The 21,135-nt window shown below is 62.7% G+C and carries 28 protein-coding genes; 16 read left to right on the plus strand and 12 right to left on the minus strand.

Annotated features, from left to right (window positions below; genetic code table 11):
• Window positions 1–96: 96 nt before the first annotated feature.
• The 4 genes from CH286_RS26105 to CH286_RS26120 form a co-directional block, all read right to left on the minus strand.
• Window positions 97–588, minus strand: a complete 492-nt coding sequence (locus CH286_RS26105; RefSeq protein WP_094610824.1) for a DUF5956 family protein — start codon at window positions 586–588, stop codon at window positions 97–99.
• Window positions 589–642: 54 nt separating this feature from the next.
• Window positions 643–1,011, minus strand: a complete 369-nt coding sequence (crcB, locus tag CH286_RS26110) for a fluoride efflux transporter CrcB (protein ID WP_037147020.1) — start codon at window positions 1,009–1,011, stop codon at window positions 643–645.
• Window positions 1,008–1,511, minus strand: a complete 504-nt coding sequence (gene crcB / locus CH286_RS26115; protein WP_094610825.1) for a fluoride efflux transporter CrcB — start codon at window positions 1,509–1,511, stop codon at window positions 1,008–1,010. Before crcB (CH286_RS26115) ends, crcB (CH286_RS26110) begins: the two co-directional genes overlap by 4 nt.
• A 158-nt stretch (window positions 1,512–1,669) precedes the next feature.
• On the minus strand, window positions 1,670–2,815 hold the full coding sequence (locus CH286_RS26120; RefSeq protein WP_094610826.1) for a citrate/2-methylcitrate synthase: 1,146 nt from the start codon (window positions 2,813–2,815) through the stop codon (window positions 1,670–1,672).
• A gap of 89 nt (window positions 2,816–2,904) precedes the next feature.
• Here CH286_RS26120 and CH286_RS26125 point away from each other — a divergent pair, with 89 nt between their 5' ends.
• Complete coding sequence (locus CH286_RS26125) at window positions 2,905–4,113, plus strand: citrate/2-methylcitrate synthase (protein ID WP_255182766.1); 1,209 nt, start codon at window positions 2,905–2,907, stop codon at window positions 4,111–4,113.
• Here the strand turns inward: CH286_RS26125 and CH286_RS26130 are convergent.
• Entirely contained in the window at window positions 4,107–4,745 is a 639-nt protein-coding gene (locus tag CH286_RS26130; protein ID WP_032405467.1) for a TetR/AcrR family transcriptional regulator, read from the minus strand. The two genes, CH286_RS26125 and CH286_RS26130, sit on opposite strands and share 7 nt — an antisense overlap.
• A 242-nt stretch (window positions 4,746–4,987) precedes the next feature.
• Between CH286_RS26130 and CH286_RS26135 the strand changes: the two genes are divergently transcribed.
• The 3 genes from CH286_RS26135 to CH286_RS26145 are packed head-to-tail and all read left to right on the plus strand — an operon-like array spanning window position 4,988 to window position 8,432.
• Window positions 4,988–6,112, plus strand: coding sequence for a DUF5938 domain-containing protein (locus CH286_RS26135; protein WP_037147013.1), 1,125 nt, complete (start codon window positions 4,988–4,990; stop codon window positions 6,110–6,112).
• Window positions 6,113–6,123: 11 nt separating this feature from the next.
• A complete protein-coding gene (locus CH286_RS26140; protein WP_094610828.1) occupies window positions 6,124–7,680 on the plus strand; it encodes an acyl-CoA synthetase in 1,557 nt (518 codons plus the stop codon).
• Window positions 7,677–8,432, plus strand: coding sequence for an SDR family NAD(P)-dependent oxidoreductase (locus CH286_RS26145; RefSeq protein WP_094610829.1), 756 nt, complete (start codon window positions 7,677–7,679; stop codon window positions 8,430–8,432). Before CH286_RS26140 ends, CH286_RS26145 begins: the two co-directional genes overlap by 4 nt.
• Before the next feature lie 18 nt (window positions 8,433–8,450).
• Here CH286_RS26145 and CH286_RS26150 read toward each other — a convergent pair whose 3' ends face one another.
• Together CH286_RS26150 and CH286_RS26155 are read right to left on the minus strand one after the other, a co-directional pair.
• Window positions 8,451–9,383 (minus strand): TIGR01777 family oxidoreductase, encoded by a 933-nt coding sequence (locus CH286_RS26150; RefSeq protein ID WP_037147008.1) that lies wholly within the window; start codon window positions 9,381–9,383, stop codon window positions 8,451–8,453.
• Entirely contained in the window at window positions 9,380–10,051 is a 672-nt protein-coding gene (locus tag CH286_RS26155) for a TetR/AcrR family transcriptional regulator (RefSeq protein WP_094610830.1), read from the minus strand. Before CH286_RS26155 ends, CH286_RS26150 begins: the two co-directional genes overlap by 4 nt.
• 158 nt (window positions 10,052–10,209) lie before the next feature.
• Here CH286_RS26155 and CH286_RS26160 point away from each other — a divergent pair, with 158 nt between their 5' ends.
• Entirely contained in the window at window positions 10,210–10,626 is a 417-nt protein-coding gene (locus CH286_RS26160; protein WP_094610831.1) for a polyketide cyclase, read from the plus strand.
• Window positions 10,627–10,636: 10 nt separating this feature from the next.
• Here the strand turns inward: CH286_RS26160 and CH286_RS26165 are convergent, their stop codons facing one another.
• The gene (locus tag CH286_RS26165; RefSeq protein ID WP_094610832.1) at window positions 10,637–11,017 is read right to left on the minus strand and encodes a MerR family transcriptional regulator; all 381 of its coding nucleotides are present in this window, start codon (window positions 11,015–11,017) and stop codon (window positions 10,637–10,639) included.
• Between the two features lie 57 nt (window positions 11,018–11,074).
• Here CH286_RS26165 and CH286_RS26170 point away from each other — a divergent pair, with 57 nt between their 5' ends.
• The 3 genes from CH286_RS26170 (at window position 11,075) to CH286_RS26175 (ending at window position 12,651) form a co-directional block, all read left to right on the plus strand.
• The gene (locus CH286_RS26170) at window positions 11,075–11,635 is read left to right on the plus strand and encodes an alpha/beta fold hydrolase (RefSeq protein ID WP_255182767.1); all 561 of its coding nucleotides are present in this window, start codon (window positions 11,075–11,077) and stop codon (window positions 11,633–11,635) included.
• Window positions 11,629–11,922: an alpha/beta fold hydrolase gene (locus CH286_RS28320; protein ID WP_255182768.1), complete on the plus strand. Its 294-nt coding sequence runs from the start codon at window positions 11,629–11,631 to the stop codon at window positions 11,920–11,922. The genes CH286_RS26170 and CH286_RS28320 overlap by 7 nt, the downstream gene beginning before the upstream one ends.
• A 63-nt stretch (window positions 11,923–11,985) precedes the next feature.
• A complete protein-coding gene (locus tag CH286_RS26175) occupies window positions 11,986–12,651 on the plus strand; it encodes a class I SAM-dependent methyltransferase (protein ID WP_094610833.1) in 666 nt (221 codons plus the stop codon).
• Here the strand turns inward: CH286_RS26175 and CH286_RS26180 are convergent, their stop codons facing one another.
• Entirely contained in the window at window positions 12,652–13,008 is a 357-nt protein-coding gene (locus CH286_RS26180) for a hypothetical protein (protein ID WP_032405475.1), read from the minus strand. It abuts the gene before it with no gap.
• 150 nt (window positions 13,009–13,158) lie between these two features.
• Between CH286_RS26180 and CH286_RS26185 the strand changes: the two genes are divergently transcribed.
• The gene (locus tag CH286_RS26185; protein WP_094610834.1) at window positions 13,159–13,596 is read left to right on the plus strand and encodes a phosphatase domain-containing protein; all 438 of its coding nucleotides are present in this window, start codon (window positions 13,159–13,161) and stop codon (window positions 13,594–13,596) included.
• A gap of 45 nt (window positions 13,597–13,641) precedes the next feature.
• Window positions 13,642–13,944 (plus strand): helix-turn-helix domain-containing protein, encoded by a 303-nt coding sequence (locus tag CH286_RS26190; RefSeq protein ID WP_255182769.1) that lies wholly within the window; start codon window positions 13,642–13,644, stop codon window positions 13,942–13,944.
• Here CH286_RS26190 and CH286_RS26195 read toward each other — a convergent pair.
• Window positions 13,902–14,528, minus strand: a complete 627-nt coding sequence (locus CH286_RS26195) for a ClpP family protease (RefSeq protein ID WP_094610835.1) — start codon at window positions 14,526–14,528, stop codon at window positions 13,902–13,904. The two genes, CH286_RS26190 and CH286_RS26195, sit on opposite strands and share 43 nt — an antisense overlap.
• A complete protein-coding gene (locus tag CH286_RS26200) occupies window positions 14,525–15,133 on the minus strand; it encodes a ClpP family protease (RefSeq protein WP_037172932.1) in 609 nt (202 codons plus the stop codon). The genes CH286_RS26195 and CH286_RS26200 overlap by 4 nt, the downstream gene beginning before the upstream one ends.
• 99 nt (window positions 15,134–15,232) lie before the next feature.
• Between CH286_RS26200 and CH286_RS26205 the strand changes: the two genes are divergently transcribed.
• From CH286_RS26205 to CH286_RS26230, 6 genes are all read left to right on the plus strand, one after another.
• Window positions 15,233–15,700 (plus strand): SRPBCC family protein, encoded by a 468-nt coding sequence (locus tag CH286_RS26205; RefSeq protein WP_032405479.1) that lies wholly within the window; start codon window positions 15,233–15,235, stop codon window positions 15,698–15,700.
• 112 nt (window positions 15,701–15,812) lie between these two features.
• Complete coding sequence (locus CH286_RS26210) at window positions 15,813–16,262, plus strand: YdeI/OmpD-associated family protein (protein ID WP_094610836.1); 450 nt, start codon at window positions 15,813–15,815, stop codon at window positions 16,260–16,262.
• Between the two features lie 103 nt (window positions 16,263–16,365).
• A complete protein-coding gene (locus tag CH286_RS26215) occupies window positions 16,366–16,854 on the plus strand; it encodes a hypothetical protein (protein ID WP_032376149.1) in 489 nt (162 codons plus the stop codon).
• A 77-nt stretch (window positions 16,855–16,931) separates the two neighbouring features.
• Window positions 16,932–17,783, plus strand: a complete 852-nt coding sequence (locus CH286_RS26220) for a DUF4097 family beta strand repeat-containing protein (RefSeq protein ID WP_094610837.1) — start codon at window positions 16,932–16,934, stop codon at window positions 17,781–17,783.
• A gap of 16 nt (window positions 17,784–17,799) precedes the next feature.
• Window positions 17,800–18,741, plus strand: coding sequence for an ATP-binding cassette domain-containing protein (locus CH286_RS26225; protein WP_094610838.1), 942 nt, complete (start codon window positions 17,800–17,802; stop codon window positions 18,739–18,741).
• Window positions 18,738–19,538, plus strand: a complete 801-nt coding sequence (locus tag CH286_RS26230; protein ID WP_094610839.1) for an ABC transporter permease — start codon at window positions 18,738–18,740, stop codon at window positions 19,536–19,538. The genes CH286_RS26225 and CH286_RS26230 overlap by 4 nt, the downstream gene beginning before the upstream one ends.
• 132 nt (window positions 19,539–19,670) lie before the next feature.
• Here the strand turns inward: CH286_RS26230 and yczR are convergent, their stop codons facing one another.
• Window positions 19,671–21,134, minus strand: a complete 1,464-nt coding sequence (yczR, locus tag CH286_RS26235) for a MocR-like transcription factor YczR (protein WP_094610840.1) — start codon at window positions 21,132–21,134, stop codon at window positions 19,671–19,673.
• Window position 21,135 lies beyond the last annotated feature (1 nt).

The following is a 21,135-nucleotide window of genomic DNA, read 5'->3' on the forward strand; positions in this document are numbered from 1 at the left end:
CTCCACAATCGGGATGCTCAGCCCCGCCAACTACGAACAGTCACTGATCGCGCCTGTCATGGCCGCGTAACCACTGTCCACTTTCCGGGGGGAACCTCAATAGTCGTAGTGTGACAGAGTCGGTGGTATCCCCTTCTGCATCATTTCGTACAGCTCCTTGACGGCGGCGTACACCTCCACTGGATCGACGTATTTGTTCTTCTCACGCAGTGCGCTTTCCAGCGCCTCACCGTCCTCGATGTGTTCGGGAACCAATACGTGCCAACGGTATCCATGGGGTCGCAAGCGGACACCGGCCTCGGCCAGGTAGGAATTGATGTCGTCGTTCTCGTCCTTCAAGTCGGCTTCGGTGTAGGGCTCGAACCACACTTCCGCCGGCGTTCTGCCGGGATGACCGCGAGTCACCCTGATAGGAGGGTGCGCGGCCGCGGGGTAGGGAGTTCGGTAGCACCGTCTGGGTCCGGCGACCCACGCAGTCAGCGCACCATGTCCACTCGGGATGACCGCAACGTATCGCCCGTCGGGCAGACCGTCGGGAATTTCGCCGTCGGGGTCCGCTGTCTGGAAGGTACTCCAGTACTGAGCCATGTCATCGCTCCTTGTGCGTTGCGTGAGCGAACGCGGAGATCGAACGACCCGTCATTACATGTACGCCGTGGCGATCATGGCCACGCCGACGACCGCGGTGGTACTCAGTGCCGTACCGATAGCGTTGTATGCCGCGAGGCCGTAACGTCGCCGTTCGAGTAGGCGCACGGTCTCCACACTTGCCGTGCTGAAAGTGGTGTAGCCACCACAAAATCCGACGCCGACTATTGCCTGGACCTGTTCCGGAGCCGAGCGAAACGCCACCAACCCCGCAACGATACCGAGCACAGCTGATCCGGTGACGTTGATCAGCACTGTGGCGTAGGGAAATTCGGTCTTCCGCCGTGATCGGATGACGCCGTCGAGCACGAATCTGCTGACCGCCCCTGCACTTCCGGCGAGAACGACCCACAGTGCGATCATCGCTTCTCCTCCGCCCGGGTGCCGAACCGTTGCGCGAGAACGATGCCCGCTCCGGCCGCGAACGTTCCGATGACCACGCTGATGGTCATGTACACCGCTGCAGCGACCACACGATGATCTCGTAGCAGCTCCACGGTCTCGAGGGCGAACGAGCTGTACGTGGTGTACGAGCCGAGCACCCCGGTGCCGATGCACAACCGGATCCGGCGTCGCCATCCCTGGTCGGGGCCGGCCAGTGCGAGGCGCTCCAGCAGCATTCCGAGGACGAACGCACCGGTGAGGTTGATGACGAGAGTGGTGAACGGGAACGAGCCGGCGACGGCCGGGTACGCGGACTCCGCGCCGTAGCGAATACCCGTACCCACCACGCCGCCGAGAGCTACCGCCGCGATCGCTTGTGGTTGGAGGTGCAGTGGGCGTGACGAACCCGGGCTGTCGGGGTCCACCGGCATGGATCGGTCGGCGGAGGTACCGCTCTGCGTCTCGTCGAATTCGTTCATCGAACTTCTCCCTATCTGCGGACATGCGACTGCCGAGACAGGGACTGTTGTCGGTCCGAAGACCGAGGTTCGGTTACGGCGAGCCCCACCGCCGCTGCGCACCGAGGCGCGTTTTCCATCATGGCACACCTCGGTGCGGCTTCGCCGCAGTGGCGCGGTCAAGTGCCCTGGGCGGCACCTATCCGCACCACTGCCGAAGGCACTGGACCGTCGTAGCGGGCGATCGGGCGAATGATCTTGCTGTCGTGTGACTGTTCGACGATGTTGGCGCACCACCCGACCATGCGGCTGCACGCGAACGTGGGGGTGAACATCGATCGCGGAATCCCGCACAGTTCCATCACAACGCCGGCGTAGTACTCCACGTTGGCGTACAGCTTTCGATCCGGCTTCAGATCTGCGAGCGCAGCGGCGATGACCTTCTCGACCTGCACAGCCTTGTCGATGAGCTCTCCGCCCATCTCCTGCGCAGTCTCGCGCAGCATCACCGATCGGGGGTCGTCGGTTCGATACACCGGGTGCCCGAATCCCATGATTCGTTCGCCTGCCGTGATTTTCGAGCGTGCCCACACATCCGCGGATTCTATGTCGATAATCTCGTCGAGCCCGTCGAGGGCGCGATCCGGCGCGCCTCCGTGCAATGGACCGGCGAACGCCCCGATCGCTGCGCACACCGCGGACGCGATGTCCGACCCCGTCGACGCGACAACCCGTGCGGTGAACGTCGAGGCGTTGAATCCGTGATCGATCGTGGCAGTGAGGTAGCGGTCGACGGCTCGGGCGCGGTCGGCGTCGGGCACTTCACCGGTGATCATGAACAGCCAGTTCTGTGCCATTGTCAGGTCTTCGCGCGGCTCGACGGGTTGCTTGCCGGACCGAATCCTGTGCACGGCAGCCAAAATGGTCGGCGTCATCGCGCACAGGCGTAGAGCCGTGGTCCGCTTGTCCGCCTCCGACGACTCGTACAGCGGTACCGCGCCCGCCAGACCGGACAGTACCGTCCGCAACGCCAAGAGGGGCTGCGCGGGTCCTGATTGCGCGACCGTTCTCACGGCGGCGGCGACGTCGTCCGGCAGCACTCGCAGAGGTGCCACCGCGTGCAGGAACTCGGCGCGTTCGGTCTCGCTTGGCAACCGGCCTTCGACCATCAGGAACCAGGCATCCTCGAACGTGCCCGTCAGAGCCAGGTCGATGGCCGAGTACTGGCGGTAGTGATAGAACCCCTCGTCACCTCGCACGTCTCCGATCGAGGTGGTGGTGACGACGACGTTGTGGAGCCCGCGTGGGGCTTCGAGAACGGTCATGACTGATCTCCTTTGTCCTGGTCAACCCCTACGATCCGCGTTACTGTTGATTGTTGTCAATGTTGATCCAGTCAATACGAAGGACGAGCATGACGTCGAACGACGGCCGAAATCTGCTCACCACGGCCCAGGCCGCAGCGCGACTGGGCGTCAAGCCTGAGACGGTGTACGCCTATGTCAGCCGCGGGCTACTGACCAGCACTCGACTGCCCGGGGTGCGGGGGAGTGTGTTCGACGTCGACGAGGTGGAAGCGCTCGCCGGCCGTGACACAGCCCGTCGCACCGATATCGGTGCAGTGGAACGTATTCGGACCCAGACCACACTGATCGACGACGGGCATCTGTACTACCGGGGGCGTGATGCCGTTCAACTCAGTTCTCTCTCGTTCGAGTCGGTTGCACACTTCGTCTGGACCGGTGAGCTGCCGGAAGACGTGCAATTTCATGCCGATTCCGCAGTGGTGCAACGATGTCGGCAAGCACTGGCGGCTATGGCACCGGACTGCCGCTCGATCGATCGGATACGCATAGCCGTCGATGTAGCGGCCACCTACCGCCCGCTGCGATTCGATATCGGCTCCTCCTCGGTGGTGCGCGAAGCGGGGCAGCTGCTGGCCACGGTGAGCGCGGCCCTCGGCGGGCAACCCTCGGAAGTATCGGTGACGGAATCTGTTTGGGCGGCAGTGAAGTCCGATGTATCGGATCCACGTGGACGAGTCCCGCTGCAGGCAGCGCTGGTGTTGATGGCCGAGCACGGTCTGGCGGCCTCGACCCTCGGAGTTCGAGTGGCGGCGAGCACCCGTGCCAATCTGTATTCGGTTCTCGCGGCGGGACTCGGGTGCATCGACGGCCCCCTGCACGGTTCCGCTGCCGACCCCGTGTACAGGTTCTTGGCGACGGCGATCGATGATCCGGTAGCAGCTCTCGCAACACAATTGAGGTCCGGAACGCGTATCTCAGGGTTCGGTCACGTCGTCTACACCGACCGAGATCCACGTGCGGAGGAACTGCTTCGGTTGCTCCGAGATCCTGCACACGGTGCCGATTCCTCGGTGATCGCTGCCGCGGATGTCGTCATCGACGAGGTGAGCGATCGGTTCGATACTTTTCCCAATTCGGACTTTGCTCTCGCCACGTTCGCCCTTGCCTACGGACTCAAAGCGGACACACCGGAGATGGTGTTCGCACTCGCCCGAATCGTGGGTTGGACGGCACACGCGCTCGAAGAATACGAGGAGGCACCTCTGCGTTTTCGAGTGCCGGGCATCTACACGGGGACCCGGCCGGGGACCTACTGAGGCGTCGAGCAATCCACCATCGCGAAAGCGGAGCGCAATTGTGCTCGCGCGGCGTCGATCTCGGCCGGCTTTCCTGCGAGGTGGTGCAGAAGGGCCCGCTGAAAGATGCCGTCGAGAAGGACATACGCCGACGCCCGATCGAGTGACGGCGTGGTTCCGCGAAGGTCGCAGTAGCGCGCAACAACGCGCCAGATCATGTCCACCCGACGCTCTTCGATCTCGAGCACCTCGGTACGGAACGAGTCGTCGAACAGGGCTTGATTCCGCAGGTCGTACCAGAGTCGATGGATGCCGGCGTCCGCAGCGAGAGTGGCGAAGTACTTGGCCTCGAAGTCCGCGTAGAGGCCCGTGGCGTCGACCGCGTTGGCCACCACCTCGTCGTAGCGGGTGACACAGATGGCCTCGTACTGGCGAACTGCGTGCGTGATGAGGTCTAGTTTGTCGGTGAAGTAGTAGTGCAGGACGCCATGCGAGAACTCGGAATTCTGTGCGATCTCGCGGAGTGAGGTGCGCGCATAACCCAGTTCGGCCAGCGTGTGCAGCGTCGCCTGCGCCAGTTCGGTTCGTTTGGACTCGAACTTGTTGCGAGCGCGCTCTTCGATACGCGCGCGCGGATCGACCGTCTGTGTCATGGTCCGGGTCCTTTCCGCGCGTAGGTCTCCCAGTGTATGCCCGACGGCGAGTTCGCGAACCACTGCATTTCGCCCGTCCTGGACAGTTGTCAAGAAAAAGCTTGACGGCTGTTCAAATTCTAGCTTACTGTGACCCACAGCACATGCCGGAACGGTGGATGCAGATGCGTCCCCTCCGGTACTCGAACTCGAAACCCAACTCGGTCCGCCGTGCGGACGGGCCATCCACGAGAGGACTTTCCATGCCAACGGACAAGCGCGTCGTCGTCTACGGTGCATCGGGATATACCGGCCGACTCATCTGTGAGTACCTGCGCGAGTACAACATTCCGTTCCTCGCAGCCGGACGCGACGAAGGCCGCGTCAAAGGCATTCTCGACGCGGTGCCCGGTATCGAGACCGTCGAACACGACGTCGTCGAGGTCGAACACACGGCCGCGGCCCTGGCCGAGGCGTTTCGTGGGGCCGAGATCGTCCTCAACACGGTCGGGCCGTTCTCTCGATTCGGTCACGAGGTGGCCCAGGCCTGCATCGAGATCGGGGCGCACTACACCGACACCACCGGTGAGCAGGACTGGATGATCGACGCCGAAACCAAATACGGTGCCGAGTTCGCCTCCCGAAACCTGGTGCTCACTCCAGGTTTGGCGCAGATGTACAGCATCGGCGAGATCGCCGCGAACATCTGCCTCGAGACACCGGGCCTGGACACCCTCGACATCGAGGTCTTCTGGAAGGGACATCCGACGGTCGCGTCGACCAATACGATTCTGACGAACGCCGCGTTCTCCAAGGCCTACTACCTCGAACAGAACGAATACGTGGAGTGGCCGGACGACGGAGTCATGCAGGTAGTGGTGCCCGGCCAGCACGACCTGGGCCTGGCGCTTCCGTGGGGCGGGACATCCCATCCGGTGTGGTTCAAGAACGACCCTCGAGTAGCGAACGCTCGCGCCCTCGGCGGCGTGATCAACAAGCCCCTCATGCTGGCGGTACCCCAAATCATCTCCGCCGCAATGGCTCAGATGGAGGGCAAGTCGGATGCAGAGAAGTACCAGATCATCGACACGGTCTCTGCCTCGGTACGAAGCGAGACACCTCCCCGGGAGAATCCGCGCATCAACACCTCACTCGACTCGGTCTACGCGTCGGGACCCCTCGGACGCGTGCACACGGTGATTCACGGCAACTGCAACTACAAGCAGACCGCACTACTCAACGCGTTCGCCGCGGCGCATCTGCTGCAGGGACCGCCGAAGAAGGTGGGCTTCGCGTCCAGCTGCCAGGCATTCGGGCATCGGGAACTGCTCGGCGTGCTCCGCGCCTTCGGGCTGGTGCTCGAACCCATCGTCACCGCGCACAGCTGAGGACTGGGCCGATGCGGTTGTCGGACTACCTCGACAAAGGGGTGTCGCTGGGCAGAGATGCCCCCTGTCTCACCATCGGTGACACCACTCGAAACTACGGCCAGGTGTACGACGACACGGTGACCATCGCCGCTGCGTTGCAGCACAACGGAATCGAGGTCGGCGATCGGGTCGCGGTGCTCTCCGCCAACGACCCGCTGGCACTGACCTGCGTGTTTGCGATTTCGCGAGCAGGGGCAGTGTGGTGCCCGATCAACCCACGCAACGAAGCCGACGAGAATCGGCAACTGTTCGATCTGTTCGGTTGTCGATTCCTGTTCTTCCAGAAAGCCTTTGCAGACCTGGTCGGTCGCATTCGCGACCAGCTTCCTCGGTTGGAATTGCTCGTCTGTCTGGACGGCGACGTGCCGGGAGCATTCTCCTACGAGCGATGGCTCGTCGAACACGGCTCCGATTCTGTGATCGACAGACGACCGGCGGACGGCCTGTGCATGATCGCCGGCACAGGTGGCACGACCGGAAAACCCAAGGGAGTGAGACTGACCGAGGAGAACATGATGACCTCCACGGCAACCGCACTCATGAGCTACCCCTTCGGCGACCGGCCTCGCTACTTGGCTCTCGCCCCACTGACGCACTCTGCCGGAGTGCTGACGTTTCCCATCCTCAGTCTGGGTGGACACGTCGTTGTCATGGGCGCTCCGGACGTCGGAAAGTTCCTCTCCCTCATCGAGCAACACGGAATCACCCACGCGTTTCTTCCGCCGACCGTGATCTACGGTGTGCTCGATCATCCGGATCTCGACATCACGGACCTGTCGTCGCTGCGGTGCCTCTGGTACGGGGCCGCGCCGATGTCGCCGACTCGACTGGAAGAGGCGCTGACCCGGATCGGGCCGGTTCTCGGACAGCTCTTCGGGCAGACCGAGGCACCGAACATGATCGCCACTCTTGCTCCGGCCGAACACTTCCGTAGCGACGGTTCCATCGCTATCGAACGACTCAGCTCGGCCGGTAAGCCGACGCCCCTGACGACTGTGGCGATCATGAACGACGACGGTGGGTTGGTCGATGGTGGCGAGCGCGGCGAGATCGTGGTTCGCGGGCCTTTGGTGATGCAGGGCTATCACGAGAATCCCGACGCCACAGCCGAAGTGGGTGCGCACGGATGGCACCACACCGGTGACATCGGATATCTCGACGACGACGGCTATCTGTACGTCGTCGATCGTGCCAAGGACATGATCATCACCGGCGGGTTCAACGTCTACTCGGCCGAAGTGGAACAGGCTCTGCTGTCGCATCCGGCGGTGAAGGAATGCGCCGTCGTCGGGCTGCCCGACGACAAGTGGGGCGAACGCGTCACCGCCGCAGTACTTCTACGTCCTGGTCGGGATGCATCCGACACGGACCTGATCGCCCATGTGAAGGCAAAGATCGGAAGCATCAAGACACCCAAACAGATTCAGATATGGACCGACCTTCCCCGCTCGAAAGTGGGAAAGATCCTCAAGACCGAAGTGCGCACCACCATGTCTCACTCACTATCGAAGGGAAGCACACCATGACCGAGTTCGAGGGCAAGCGAGTATTCGTCACCGGATCCGGAGCCGGTATCGGAAAAGCCATCTCCACGATGTTCATCGAGCGCGGTGCACGCGTCGTCGTCAGCGACATCGACGAAGGCGCAGCAGCGAAGACGGCCGAGGAGATCGGAGCTGCAGGCATCGCCAACTGCGACGTATCCGACGAGAGTCAGGTGCAGAACGCGGTGGCCCAGGCCGTCGAGATTCTGGGTGGTCTCGACATCGTCATCAACAACGCCGGCATCGAAGTATCGTCACCGCTGCTCCAGCAGTCGACGGAAAGCTTCGACAAGATCTACGCCGTCAACGTCAAGGGCACATTCTTGGTGATGAAGGCCGCGATCGGCGCGCTGATCGAATCGAAGGGGAACATCGTCAACATCGCGTCGCTGGCCGGCGTCGGCGGAACGGCGTTGCTCGGTTCCTATTGCGCCACAAAGGCTGCGGTCATCCAGCTCACCCGGGTCGCGGCCATCGAGATGCGAGCATCGGGAGTGCGCGTGAACGCCGTGTGTCCCGGATTCGCCGATACCGCAATGGTCGACCGCTTGGTCCCGGACTTCGAGGCTGCGACCCAGATTCCATTCGGTGACCTGGTCGCCGCAAAACAAGGACGGCTCGGAACACCGGAGGACATCGCCGAGGTGACGTTGTTCCTCGCATCCGACCGCGCGTCCTGGATCACCGGTAGCCACTACATCCTGGACGGCGGGTTGTCTGCGTCGCTGGTGTAGAGATCGAGGAGCTCCCCGTCATCCCAGGGCGACGGGGAGCAACCCTCGGGGCGTCTCGGATGCAATGTTCGCCAGCGCGTCGTCCAGCCTCGGATATCGAAACTCGAAACCGCTGTCTGTCAACACTTGTGGATCCACCCAGCGACTCTTCAAGACCAGTTCGGCCTCGGTGCGAATCACCCGTGCACCGAACTGAAGCAGCCACGCCGGTGTCGGTAGACCGTGACTGCGGCCCAGTGCATTCCGGACCTGATGCATCAGCTCTGTGTTGGTCACCGGAAACGGAGTGGCGACGTTGACGGGGCCGGAAATTCCTCGGTTGTCGTAGAGATGATCGAAAACCTGTGCAACGTCTGCGACGTGCACCCAGCTGAACATCTGACCGCCGTCGCCCATCGTGCCGCCGAGTCCGACTCGTGCCAGGTCGATGATCGGATTGATAGCTCCTCCGCCTGCACCCAACACGATCGACATGCGAAGCGCTACTTTCCGAATGGCCACGTCGGCGTCGAACAATTCACGCTCCCAGGCACGGGCGACCTCGACCGAGAAACCCGACCCCAGCTCACCCGACAGTTCGTCCATCGGCCGATCACGGGAATCGCGATAGATGGTTCCGGTACTGGCGTTGACCCACAACTCGGGTGCGGTCTTGACGTCGGCCAGGGCACGGCCGAGTTGGGCCGTCGTCTGGATGCGCGACGACATGATCTCGTCTGCGTTCTTCTTGTTGTAGCGACAGCTCACCGAGCGGCCTGCGAGATTGACGACCAGATCGGCACCGTCGAGAACATCGACAATGCTGCGATGGTCGGACCACGTTGCATCGCTGGATGTTCCGCGCCCGATGGTCTTGACTTGGATATCGCGTTCTTCGTAGTGGCGACGCAGATACCGGCCGATGTAGCCGGAGGCACCGCAGATGACGACAGTCGATGGTGAATCGTTCACTGGCCCAACCCTTCCGGAGAGGTCATTCGTTTCAGGAGACCGGCCACGTCGGTGACCAACCCCCGCGCCACGGGGAGACGAGCAAGGCGCACGGCCTTGGATACGACGGGCACGAGCCCGTCGACCAGTACGCGCGTGCGTCGCTGGTTGTCCGAGGAGTCGGTCACCCAGTGCAGAGTGACTCCCATGTAGATCATCCAGAGCAGTGTCGGGAGAGCGTCTTTCAGTGACGCCGGAACCTTCTGTTTCGATGCGCTCAGGGTGACTCGCATGAGATCGATGGCCATGGATCTGGCGTCGGAAGACTCTTCCGAGAACGGACTGGAGCTCGTGGTCGTCGGCAGCGCCAAGTGCAGGAAAGATCCACCGAACGCGTGATAGGGCTCCATCACGTCCAGGCCGGAATGCAATACGGCGGCTAGATTTTCGGATAGCGATCCGCCGTCGACGAGAACGCTGAGCGCGCGCTCGCGATGATCGCGCTGAATCACCATGTACAGCTCGTTGACCAGTTCGTCCTTGCCGGCGAAGTAGTAGTAGGCATTGCCGAGCGACACACCCGCTTCGTCGGCAATGCGACGCATCGTGGTTGCTTGAAACCCCTCCTCGCGAAAGAGGCGTAGAGCTACCTCGACCACCTTGTCGCGAGTCTCGGACGTGCGCGCCATCGATTCGCCTCATTTCTGAACGTGTTCAAATTCGACCATAGACCGCAGTTTGAACATGTTCAAGTCCCACGTGTGTGGCTAGGTTCGTGCACTCACGACTTCGGCGCAGGTCCGATTTCCGGCAGAACGTCGCGGCCCGTCGTCGTAGTGTCGCTGCTATGAATCCAGAACTCGTTGTGGCAAGTCGACACGTCAGTCGAGTCATAGGGCGCACACCCGAGGAGGTGTACGAGTTCGCAGTCAATCCCGCGAACTTACCCAGATGGGCAGCAGGATTGGCGAACAGTCCCGTGACCATCGACGGCGATCGACTCATTGCTGAATCGCCGATGGGGCAGGTGACAGTCCGATTCGTGCCACACAACGACCTCGGTGTCCTCGATCATGACGTGACGTTGCCGTCAGGGACGGTGGTGAACAATCCCGTTCGAGTACTGAGCCATCCGAACGGCGCGGAGATTCTGTTCACGGTCCGCCAGATCGAACTCAGCGATGAAGAATTCGAACGCGATCTCGCAACGGTCGCCGACGACCTGACAAGACTGGCGGAGGTGTTGGAAGCTCAGTCCTCCTGAGTGGGTCTCATCATGGCGGTGGGGTCGACGCGATCGAATACTCGCTGCATTGCGGGCATCGGGTGAGCAGATCATGTGTGCACGAGACGACGTGCGTCAGAAAGCGCTCGGCATGGTCGAGTTGAGCTTGTTGCCGTCGTATTCGAGCCAGTTGTTCTTCGATGACTGCGGTTCGTCCGAGCTCGTCTCGATGAAGTATCAGGCGAATATCGGCCAAGCTGATCCCGACGCCTTGACAGGCCTGCAATACCCGCAGTCGTCGCACATGCTCCTCGCTGTAATCGCGGTGGCCCGACGGTAGACGCTCGGGCACAACAACACCCACGTCGTCCCAATGTCTCAGGACATGGGTCGGAACGTCGAGCTCCTCGGCAACCTCTCCGATCTTCACCGTGCCGATGATCGCACATTGACTTCAGGTCGACCTGAAGTTCTAGGGTCCAATCGTATGGACGCAAGCAGACTCGATCTACCGGAGCCCATCTACGTGTCTGTTGGCGGCAGTACCGTCGCGACCTACGAGCTGAAACTCGACCCAGCGAAACCGTCCGCCGGTGTGGTGTTCTGCCATGGAACACCCTGGTCGGCTCAGGTGTGGGCGCAGGCTGCTCGCCACCTCAGCGCTGGGGATCGCGTCTACCTGTGGGACATGCCCGGATACGGCCGCTCCGCACAGGGATCCGATGTGCGGACCGATCTACCCACCCAGATGCTGCGTTTCGCGATGTTGCTCGACCACTGGCGGTTGGAGCGCCCCTTCGTCGTCGCACACGACATCGGCGGCGCCGTCGCCCTGGGAGCCCACCTGATACACGGACGCGACTACGGCAGTTTGTACTTGTGGGACGTGGTGACCCTGGACCCGTGGGGGTCCGATTCTTCCGGCTCGTCGCGGACAACAGTGACGTCTTCGCTGCCTTGCCGGATTCCCTGCACACGGCACTGGTCTCCGAATATATTGCGGGAGCCGCACATCAGCGGCTGGACCCAGACATCGTGGCGATGTTGATCGAACCCTGGATATCCGACGAGGGTAAGCCTGCGTTCTACCGACAGATCGGCGAACTGCGGCCCGAGGACACGCGACCGATCGTCGACGCACTTCCCCGAGTCCGCTGCGACACCTCCATCGGATGGGGTCAACAGGACCCCTGGATTCCCGTCGAACAGGCATATCGACTGCAACAGTTGTTGCCGGGACAATCGAATGTGAACACTCTTCCGGGTGTGGGGCACCTGGCACCGCTCGAAGCTCCATCACGCGTCAAACAGGCCTTGGACACATGGTTGGGTTGACATCGTTCTCCGCGGTGGAGTTGCCACGCCTCGTGGATACTGGGTTCCGTGGTGCTGAGACGAATGGGGACGTCCCTTATCGGAGGCAGAGGGGCCCAGTGGGTTCGCGAGCTGAACGAGCGACACCCATGGAGTCACAACGACTACTTTCACAGTTGGATTCTGGCGAACCTGCCCGACAGGCGCGGTAGAGCACTCGACATGGGCTGTGGTCGAGGCGGTCTGGTGCGTGCGTTGGCTCCCCATTTCGATCAGGTCGCGGGAGCCGACCGCGATTCGGAGATGCGCCGAATCGCCGAGTTCACCTCTGTCGACGTGAACAATGTGTCGATCACAGACAGCCAACTCGACTCCTGGGCAGACGATTCGATCGATCTTGTGACCATGGTCGCCGTCCTGCATCACCTCGACATGGACGACGCATTGCGTCATGTCGAACGAATTCTTGCGCCGGGCGGACGCGTGCTCATCGTCGGGCTCGCGCCACCGCGAAGCGCACGAGATCTGCTGTGGGACTCCGTCTCCATCGTCACCAATCCATTGATCGGATTTCTGCACCGCCCGTGGCCGAGCCCGGTTACGGCACGGCCGGCACCGTTCCCGGTGAAGGACCCGGTGCTGAGCTTCGACGAGATCGGTCACATCGTGAAGAAGCGGCTCCCGGGCGCGACCATGCGACACCGCATAGGGTTTCGGCACACAATCGAGTGGACCAAGCCGGGCGGGTAGTCACACCCACGGTGCTCGACGTTCCCACCATGGCATCGTTCTGGACCGGTCGATCTCTACGGTCACGTCGCGATACCGCTGATCCAATCGAGCTACCGCGACGCGTAATCGGTGGGCACGACGCCCGTCGCGTCGCATGAGTCGTTCCAATGCGTCGCGCGGCCCGTCGCCGAAGAAGTGGCCGTCGCATCCGGGACAACCCGTGAATCCGGCCAAGATCGGCACCCGATTGTCGAACAACGCTCTGGGCTTTTGGTCGACGCGATCTTCGAGATACTCGACTCGCCGACGCCACTGCGCCAGATATTGGAGTGCCCAACCCTCGGTCCGCGCCTTGCGCTGCCTGTGCGGGTTCACCGGACGAACGGGGGCATTGCCCTCTCGTGAAGAATTGTCATCATAAGCGCCATATCGGAGGCGGGGCCGGTGAGTGGTGCGGGCTGGTGAAGCGAACGATACCGCAGTATCGGTACTTGCAGAAGTCGACGCAGGGGAAGGAGGAGTCACATGTGGGATGTGCAGACAGCGGGCGTGATGCGGCTGCCGTCGGGCAGTCTCGTTCGGGGACGCGCCTTGCGTGATCCGATGCCCGGCGGCCCACGGCCGGATCTCGGGGTCTACCTGCAGGGCAGGGATCCCGGCGGGTTCGACTGGGACAGCCGATGGGTTCGTTGGCCCGACTTCTGGCTCCCGTCCGACTCGACGGAGCTCGGTGTTGTACTGCGAGAAGCATTGCGACGCTGCGCAACCGAGAGGGTCGAGATCGCCTGCACCGGTGGGACGGGGAGAACGGGCACAGCACTGGCGTGTCTAGTTGCACTCGACGGTATGCCCGGCAGTGCAGCCGTCGACTACGTTCGACACAACTACGCGCGTCGAGCAGTGGAGACGCCCTGGCAGAAGCGCTTTGCGAAGACGTTCGTGAAACCGGGTTCTCTGCTCTGAGCAGAATCCCCGACACCTCATGGAATCGAGGCCTAGGCTCCGATCATGGGCGAGGTCATACGAATCGATGAGCGCCGAGCAGCGCGCGCAGTGGAACCGTTGTGGCGTGAAGTGGTCGGCCGGAGGCTACGCGAGCGCAGGCACGCCCGCGGCGACACTCTTGCCGAGACCGCTGCCCGCGCAGGCATTGCGCCGCAGTACTTGTCGGAGGTCGAACGTGGCCGCAAGGACCCGTCGAGCGAAATCCTTGCGGCCATCGTCGGTGCGTTGGGCACGTCGATGGCAGACATCTCACGCCTAGCGCATCACGACCTGTCGCGAGGAGATGCGACGTTGATGGCTGCCTGACGCCCCTCGAGAACCTGGTCGACGACGCCGTACTTGCGGGCGGCAGAGGCCGTCAACACCAGATCGCGGTCGGTGTCATGGCGAAGCTTCTCGACGTCGCGTCCGGTGTGTTTTGCAAGGATCGATTCCATCTCGGCCCGGACGCGGACCACCTCGTCGGCAGCCAGAATCAAGTCGGGAATGGTGCCGCGTCCCTGCGCCGCAGGTTGATGCAACACCACCCGACTGTGGGTCAGCGCAGAGCGTCGCCCCGGTGCCCCGGCGGCGAGGAGCACTGCACCAGCTGCAACGGCTTGGCCCACACACGTTGTGGCAACAGGTGATCCGATGAACTGCATGGTGTCGTAGACGGCCAGCATGGCGGCCGTGTCACCGCCCTCGCAGTTGATGTACATCGAAATCTCCTGATCGGGGGAGTCGGCTTCCAAGTGCAGAAGTTGCGCGATCATCGCGTTCGCGACACCTGCATCGATTCCGGTACCGAGGTAGACGATGCGTTCACTGAGCAAATGCGAATACACGTCGACGACGCGTTCCCCGCGGGAATCTCGCGTGATCACATTGGGAATCGTGTACGTGCTCATCGTGCCAGCTCCATTCCGAAGGACACCCGTCGCGCAGGCATGACCTGATCGAACGAGTCGACGATCGCATCGACGAACCCGTACTCACGGGCAGCCTCCGCGGTGAACCAGCGATCGTGCAGAGAGTCGTCGAAGATCTGCTCACGTGTTTGTCCCGTGTCGTCGGCGATCAGGCCGAGCACCGTATCTCGGGTATGACGCAGATCGTTGGCCTGCACCTCCACTTCGACGGCCGACCCTCCGATGCCCGCCGAGCCCTGGTGCATGAGGATCCGTGAATGCGGCAGGGCGTACCGCTTTCCTCGCGTGCCCGACGATAATAGGAATTGACCGGCGCTGCAGGCCAATCCGAGCGCGAGGGTCGAGACGTCGCACGGGACGAGGCGCATCACATCGCGGATGGCGAGCATTGCGGGAACCGATCCGCCTGGAGAGTGAATCCACAGTGCGATGTCGGCCGAGGAATTCTCGGCGGCCAACGTCAGCAGATGAGTGGTGAGGACGGTGCCGTTGTCGTCGTCGAGCGGGCCGTCGAGCACCAGAACTCGGTGCCGTAGGAGTTGGTTGCGGAGTTCGGGCGGGAACATTCGAGGCGATTCGCTCATGAGTCGAGTGTGAGTCCGAATTCGCTTGCACACCAGTTGTTCTGCTGTGGGCAGCGACTCTGCTCTCAGCTGCGTCGGCCGCCGAGGGACAATGGTGAGATGACTGCACTCGAGTTCTCCGAATCCATCGCCGTCGCTGCGTCGGTCGACGACGTGTACGCCGTTGTCTCCGACGTCACCCGTACGGGTGAATGGAGCCCGATCTGCCAGGAGTGCTGGTGGAACGAATCCGATGGCGGTGGCGTCGGATCTACGTTCACCGGCCGCAACGTGGTGCCGGGTCGCACATGGGAAACGGTCTCGACAGTGGCTGCAGCCGAACCCGGCCGCGAATTCGCCTGGGTGGTGGGCGACAACTTCGTCCGCTGGGGTTACACGCTCGAGTCCGTCGACGGTGGCACACGCCTGACGGAGAACTGGAACTTCCTGCCCGGCGGCATCGCCCACTTTCACCGCAAGTTCGGCGACGACGCGCAGCAGGAAATCGACACTCGAAGCCGAGCGGCACTGGACGGCATCCCCCGGACCCTGGCGGCAATCAAGCGAATCGTGGAAGCCGAGGCCTGATTGCTGCCGGTCGGGTGCGCTGACTGTCCACTATTCGAGGCCTATGACGGAATCCCGCCTTTCGACGCGAATTGTGGACACTGAGAGCACCACCGACGGATAGCCTGTCCGCATGGCAGCAACGGTTCTGTGGGTGTCGACGGTCCTCGAATCACGGGGCCCTGCAGCAGCAATAGTGCTCAGTGACGAACAGGTCGCGTCGCTCGGTTCCACCAAGACTCCGCCGGTTCGGTTCACGATCGGTGGTCGGACGGTGCGCGGTCGCATCGGACGCATGGGCGGCGAGAATCTGCTCGGACTCAACAAGAGCGTTCGCGCCACACTCGGCGTGGAAGCCGGCGACACCGTCGACGTGACGATCGAATTGGACGACCAGCCGCAGGTGATCGAGGTACCGCCGGCGCTGGCGACAGCTCTGGACGCGGATCCCGCCGTCCGAGCAGCGTTCGATGCGCTCGCACCGTCGACGCGAAAAGAACACGCCCGCTCCGTCGCCGACGCGAAACGCGACGACACCCGCGAGCGGCGTATCACGGCAATCGTCCAATCCCTTCGGCCCTGAAGCGACCTGCTGCCTGCCGGGAGAGCGCCACAGGCAGCGATGCGAACTCAGCGTGACACCACTAGGGCTTGACGTGACACCATTGTGGTGTCACTCTTGATGCATGGAACTTGGGCAGTACGTCAACGACCTCCAACGTCGGTTGGTCGAGTCGGCAGCAACCGGGGACGAGAACACTCGTGCTGCTGCTGAACGACTCGTCGACGGCATGGATGCGGCGACGCGTCTGGTGATGCTCGACGTGCTGTCGGCCGCGGTAGGAGACATCAACCGCGACCTTGCCCCTGGTTCCGTGGACATCAGGCTCCGTGGACGTGAGATCGAATTCGTCGTGGCGGCACCTGTCTCGGAACCGGAAGACGATGAACAAACCCCTCCCAGCATCGAACTCGACGACACGAGCACATCCCGCACCACTCTTCGACTGCCGGACGCGCTCAAATCGCGAGTGGACGAGGCCGCGGCGTCGGACGGTATGTCGGTGAACACCTGGTTGGTGCGAGCCGTCGCCACCGCTCTTCAACCCAAACAGCGCCGTGCCGCGCAACGAACGGTTCGTACCGGGGACAACTTTGCCGGCTGGGCGCGCTGATCGTCCGCTCCAACAAAGCTTTTCAGTAACTCTGCGCCGAGCAGAGTGTCACAACCATGCCCATAGGAGGCATCGCCATGCCCGAATTCGCTACTCCGACGCCGATCGACCTGGCCATCGATCTGCAGGTCGGGAGCATCGACGTCGTTGCGACAGAACGTGCCGACTCCGTCGTGACCGTCACTCCCACCAACCCGTCCAAAGCCGTCGATCGTAAGGGGGCCGAGAACACCAAGGTCGACTTCGACGGCGAGCGCCTCACCGTCATCGGTCCCAAGGCCCGCATCAGCTTCTTCGGTCCGACTGAGTCCGTCGAGGTGAAAGTCGAGCTACCGCAGGGATCTCGACTCACTGCGGAGGTTGCAGTCGGCAGCCTACGCACCGTGGGCGATCTCGGTGCCGTGCGCATCAAGAGTTCGATGGGCTCGGTGGAAGTGGATTCGGCAGAGGACCTGTGGGTGCGCGCTGGGCACGGTAACGCGACAGTGGGTACGGCACAGGGCGATATCGACATCACTGCCGACCACGGCCAGATTCGACTCGGAACGGTCGTCGGTGATGCAGTGCTCAAGGCGTCGCACGGCTCGATCATGGTGCGGGAATCTGGCACCGAACTCGATGCCAAGCTCTCCTACGGCGATCTCGATGTCGAGAAGTCGCTCGGCGGAGTGAGCGCGAAGACCGCGTACGGCAGTATCACTCTCCACGAAGTAACCGGTGGCGCAATCCAAGTCGAGAGCGGATACGGCCAGGTCACCGTCGGTGTGCGGCGCGGTGTGCCCGCGTGGCTCGATCTGTCGTCGAAAGACGGACACGTTCGCAACGAACTCACGCCCGAAAGCGCACCCGACGAGACAGAAGAGAGCGTGTCGATTCGCGCTCGAACGCGATACGGCGACATTGCCGTCCGGCATGCACAGCACAGTTGACAGGCAAGGATCGGACATGGAAACACCCGCAATTCACGCCCGTGGTCTGCGAAAGTCATACGGCGACAAACGTGTACTCGACGGTGTCGACCTCACCGTCGACGCCGGCACCGTCACCGCTCTGCTCGGGTCCAACGGGGCAGGCAAGACCACAACCGTCCATATCCTGTCCACCCTCGTTGGGCCGGATGGTGGTACGGCAACAGTCGCGGGCTGCGACGTCGTCGGCAATCCTGATGACGTTCGTGCAGCGATCGGTCTCACCGGTCAGTTCTCGGCGGTCGACAACCTCTTGACCGGCGAGGAAAACCTGATGCTGATGGCGAGACTCCGGCATCTGGGACCGAAGCGATCCAAGCCGCGTGTCGCAGACCTGCTCGAGCAGTTCGATCTGGTCGAGGCCGCTCGAAAGCCGTTGTCCACGTACTCGGGTGGCATGCGGCGACGGCTCGATCTTGCCATGACCCTCGTCGCCCCACCGCGCGTCATCTTCCTCGACGAGCCGACCACCGGCCTCGACCCCCGCAGCCGACGCACCATGTGGGATATCGTGCGATCCCTCGTCGCCGACGGCACCACCGTGCTGCTCACCACCCAATATCTCGACGAGGCAGACGAACTCGCAGATCGTGTCGCAGTACTCGACGGCGGCCGGATCGTCGCCGACGGTACCCCGGACGAACTGAAACGTCGCATACCTGGCGGCCACATTCGATTGCGCTTCGCCGACATCATGACGCTCGACGACGCAACCCGCGCATTCGGCGATGCGGTCGTCGACGCCGACGGTCTGGCGCTGTCGGTACCGACCGACGGAAGCGTCCGCACCCTGCAGGCCGTGTTGAGTCGGCTGGATGCGGCGGGCGTTGCGGCCGACGACCTCAGTATCCACACTCCGGACCCCGATGACGTGTTCATGGCATTGACCGGCCGGACCGACAGCAAGGTCGAATCATGACAACTGCAACGACATTCGCGATGAGTGATTCGATCACCATGCTCCGGCGCAGTCTTCTGCACATTCGGCGATATCCCGGCTTGACGATGTTCGTCATCGGCGCGCCAGTGGTGTTCCTGATGTTGTTCGTCTTCGTATTCGGAGGAACCCTGGGCGCAGGTTTGCCCGGTGTGGACCCAGACGCCGGACGGTCTGCATATCTGCCGTACGTGATGCCGGGCATCCTCGCCATGACGATTGCCGGTACCGCCGGTGGAACGGCGACCACCGTTGCCATGGACATGACGGAAGGCATCACCGCGCGCTTCCGAACGATGGCGATCTCGCGTGCAGCGGTTCTCGCGGGCCACGTTCTCGGCAACACGGTGCAAGCCGTTCTCGGAGTGGTGGTTGTGCTGGCAGTGGGAATTGCCGTCGGCTTTCGACCGAATGCCAATCCTCTGCAATGGTTCTCGATTCTGGGAATGGTGCTGCTCATCGCCTTCGCGATCAGTTGGCTCGCGGTGGCGATGGGTATGGCGTCGAAGTCGGTGGAAACCGCGAGCAACCTACCGATGCTGTTGCTGCTGTTGCCGTTTCTGGGAAGTGGGTTCGTTCCGACCGACACGATGCCATCGGGGCTGCGATGGTTCGCCGACTACCAACCGTTCACGTCGTTCGTCGAAACCCTGCGCGGACTGCTGTCGGGGGAGCCACTGGGCACGAATCTGCCACTGGCACTTGCCTGGTGCGCGGTGATCGCAGCCACGGGATACGTCTGGTCGATGGCAATCTACGAGAAGAAGTCGGTGCGGTAGGGTCATCGGTGGTTGGGTGTCGTCGTCACAAACGCGTGCGCATTCGTCAGGTGCGCGCGATTCCGCTGGCGAACAGGTGACCAATTCGCGAGCGTTTCGCAAACGCGCGCGCGTTTGCGGGGGCCGGCGGGCTCAGACCACCGCAGCAGGCGTGCTCGACGCGATGGCCGCCGCCGGGCCGATCCCCGAGGACAGGCCAGCGAGAATGCCCACAGCCGAGGTGATGTCGGGAAGTGAGCGAGTGAACGGAATGCGCTGATGATCGTCGAAAGCGTATCCGGTTCCGAATCGCAGTCCGGGTGCCAGCAGCAAACCGTGAGAGTGGGCTTCGGCGACGAGTGCACTCGATCGGATGCCGTCGGGAAGGGAGCACCACAATGCCAGGCCTCCGTCCGGTACTCGAAAGTGCCAGTCCGGCAGATGATCACGCATCAATGCGACGGTGTGGTCACGAGCAACTCTCGATGCCTCCGCGCGCACCCGACGAACCTCGTCGTACTTGCCCATCAACTCGACCGCAGCCAGCTGATCGATGACGGACACCGAAAGTTGGCGTCGAGCATAGGTTGCGGCGATTCTCGCCAACAGACCTGCTTCGGCGCGAACCCAGCCGACTCGCAACCCACCCCACACCGTCTTGCTGGTGGACCCGATCGTCACCGTCGCAACATCCGGGGTGGCCGCCCCGAAAGGTTCGATGTCGGGTGACCCGTCGAGGGACAGGTCCGCTGCTACCTCGTCGACGATGGTCAGTATTGCGTGGCGGTGCATGGTGGCCGACAGCTGTCTGCGGGTGCGGAGGGGGAGTCGCGCACCGGATGGATTGGAGAAGTCGGGCATGACGTACGCCAGCGTGGGGGCGCTCTGTCGAGCGGCCCGATCTGCTGATGCCACGAATTCGTCGGTGTCATCCGGGTCGATGGGTACCGGGATGCATCGGCCGCCGAGCGAATGAACGAGCTCGACGACACCCGGATACGTCGGATGCTCGACCAACACTCGGGCACCGGGCTCTGTGAACGTTGCCAGCACCGCATGAATGGCGTCGGTGGCACCGGAGGTGACGAGAATGTTGTCGGCGGTGGTCGGGACCCCTCGCCCCCGGTAGTACGCGGCAATGGATTCGCGGAGCTCGAACAGACCGGAGGGAGCATAGCCGCCCAAGGTGAAACGATCTCGAATCTTCTCCGCCGCAACGCCGTACGCATCGGACAGCATGGGCGACGCAGAGGGGGACGCGTTGACGAACTCCAGGTTTGCAGTCTCCCGATCGCCGGCGAGCGAACCCCACGACGGCAGCGAACCGGTAGGCGAAACGTAGGTGCCCGACCCGCGTTGGGCACTGATCCACCCGCCGTCACGAAGATGCTTGTAGGCCGACGCGACCGTGACCCGACTGACATCGAGACTGATCGACAGCGCCCGCTCGGCGGGCAACCGCGTCTGAGCCGACACCTCGCCGTTCTCGATCAACCGCCGTAACTCGTCGGCGATCTCGAGGTAGAGCGGACCGCCGGATCTGTTCCGCAGCGTCGACGGGCCGATCCGTGCTGCCAACTCCGGGGCCGAGATCGCCGTTGCGTCGAAAGGATCCATA

Source organism: Rhodococcus sp. WWJCD1 (assembly GCF_002258735.1).
In the GTDB taxonomy this organism is placed as follows: domain Bacteria; phylum Actinomycetota; class Actinomycetes; order Mycobacteriales; family Mycobacteriaceae; genus Rhodococcoides.

Coding starts and splice junctions, on each gene's coding strand:
- CH286_RS28320 (WP_255182768.1), top strand. CDS start 11,629: ATGTTGATCGAACCCTGGATATCCGACGAGGGTAAGCCTGCGTTCTAC.
- CH286_RS26195 (WP_094610835.1), bottom strand. CDS start 14,528: ATGAGCACGTACACGATTCCCAATGTGATCACGCGAGATTCCCGCGGG.
- CH286_RS26140 (WP_094610828.1), top strand. CDS start 6,124: ATGCGGTTGTCGGACTACCTCGACAAAGGGGTGTCGCTGGGCAGAGAT.
- CH286_RS26135 (WP_037147013.1), top strand. CDS start 4,988: ATGCCAACGGACAAGCGCGTCGTCGTCTACGGTGCATCGGGATATACC.
- CH286_RS26125 (WP_255182766.1), top strand. CDS start 2,905: ATGACGTCGAACGACGGCCGAAATCTGCTCACCACGGCCCAGGCCGCA.
- crcB (WP_094610825.1), bottom strand. CDS start 1,511: ATGAACGAATTCGACGAGACGCAGAGCGGTACCTCCGCCGACCGATCC.
- CH286_RS26160 (WP_094610831.1), top strand. CDS start 10,210: ATGAATCCAGAACTCGTTGTGGCAAGTCGACACGTCAGTCGAGTCATA.
- CH286_RS26210 (WP_094610836.1), top strand. CDS start 15,813: ATGGCAGCAACGGTTCTGTGGGTGTCGACGGTCCTCGAATCACGGGGC.
- crcB (WP_037147020.1), bottom strand. CDS start 1,011: ATGATCGCACTGTGGGTCGTTCTCGCCGGAAGTGCAGGGGCGGTCAGC.
- CH286_RS26105 (WP_094610824.1), bottom strand. CDS start 588: ATGGCTCAGTACTGGAGTACCTTCCAGACAGCGGACCCCGACGGCGAA.
- CH286_RS26170 (WP_255182767.1), top strand. CDS start 11,075: ATGGACGCAAGCAGACTCGATCTACCGGAGCCCATCTACGTGTCTGTT.
- CH286_RS26130 (WP_032405467.1), bottom strand. CDS start 4,745: ATGACACAGACGGTCGATCCGCGCGCGCGTATCGAAGAGCGCGCTCGC.
- yczR (WP_094610840.1), bottom strand. CDS start 21,134: ATGGATCCTTTCGACGCAACGGCGATCTCGGCCCCGGAGTTGGCAGCA.
- CH286_RS26220 (WP_094610837.1), top strand. CDS start 16,932: ATGCCCGAATTCGCTACTCCGACGCCGATCGACCTGGCCATCGATCTG.
- CH286_RS26185 (WP_094610834.1), top strand. CDS start 13,159: ATGTGGGATGTGCAGACAGCGGGCGTGATGCGGCTGCCGTCGGGCAGT.
- CH286_RS26175 (WP_094610833.1), top strand. CDS start 11,986: ATGGGGACGTCCCTTATCGGAGGCAGAGGGGCCCAGTGGGTTCGCGAG.
- CH286_RS26200 (WP_037172932.1), bottom strand. CDS start 15,133: ATGAGCGAATCGCCTCGAATGTTCCCGCCCGAACTCCGCAACCAACTC.
- CH286_RS26145 (WP_094610829.1), top strand. CDS start 7,677: ATGACCGAGTTCGAGGGCAAGCGAGTATTCGTCACCGGATCCGGAGCC.
- CH286_RS26190 (WP_255182769.1), top strand. CDS start 13,642: ATGGGCGAGGTCATACGAATCGATGAGCGCCGAGCAGCGCGCGCAGTG.
- CH286_RS26205 (WP_032405479.1), top strand. CDS start 15,233: ATGACTGCACTCGAGTTCTCCGAATCCATCGCCGTCGCTGCGTCGGTC.
- CH286_RS26120 (WP_094610826.1), bottom strand. CDS start 2,815: ATGACCGTTCTCGAAGCCCCACGCGGGCTCCACAACGTCGTCGTCACC.
- CH286_RS26225 (WP_094610838.1), top strand. CDS start 17,800: ATGGAAACACCCGCAATTCACGCCCGTGGTCTGCGAAAGTCATACGGC.
- CH286_RS26155 (WP_094610830.1), bottom strand. CDS start 10,051: ATGGCGCGCACGTCCGAGACTCGCGACAAGGTGGTCGAGGTAGCTCTA.
- CH286_RS26230 (WP_094610839.1), top strand. CDS start 18,738: ATGACAACTGCAACGACATTCGCGATGAGTGATTCGATCACCATGCTC.
- CH286_RS26215 (WP_032376149.1), top strand. CDS start 16,366: ATGGAACTTGGGCAGTACGTCAACGACCTCCAACGTCGGTTGGTCGAG.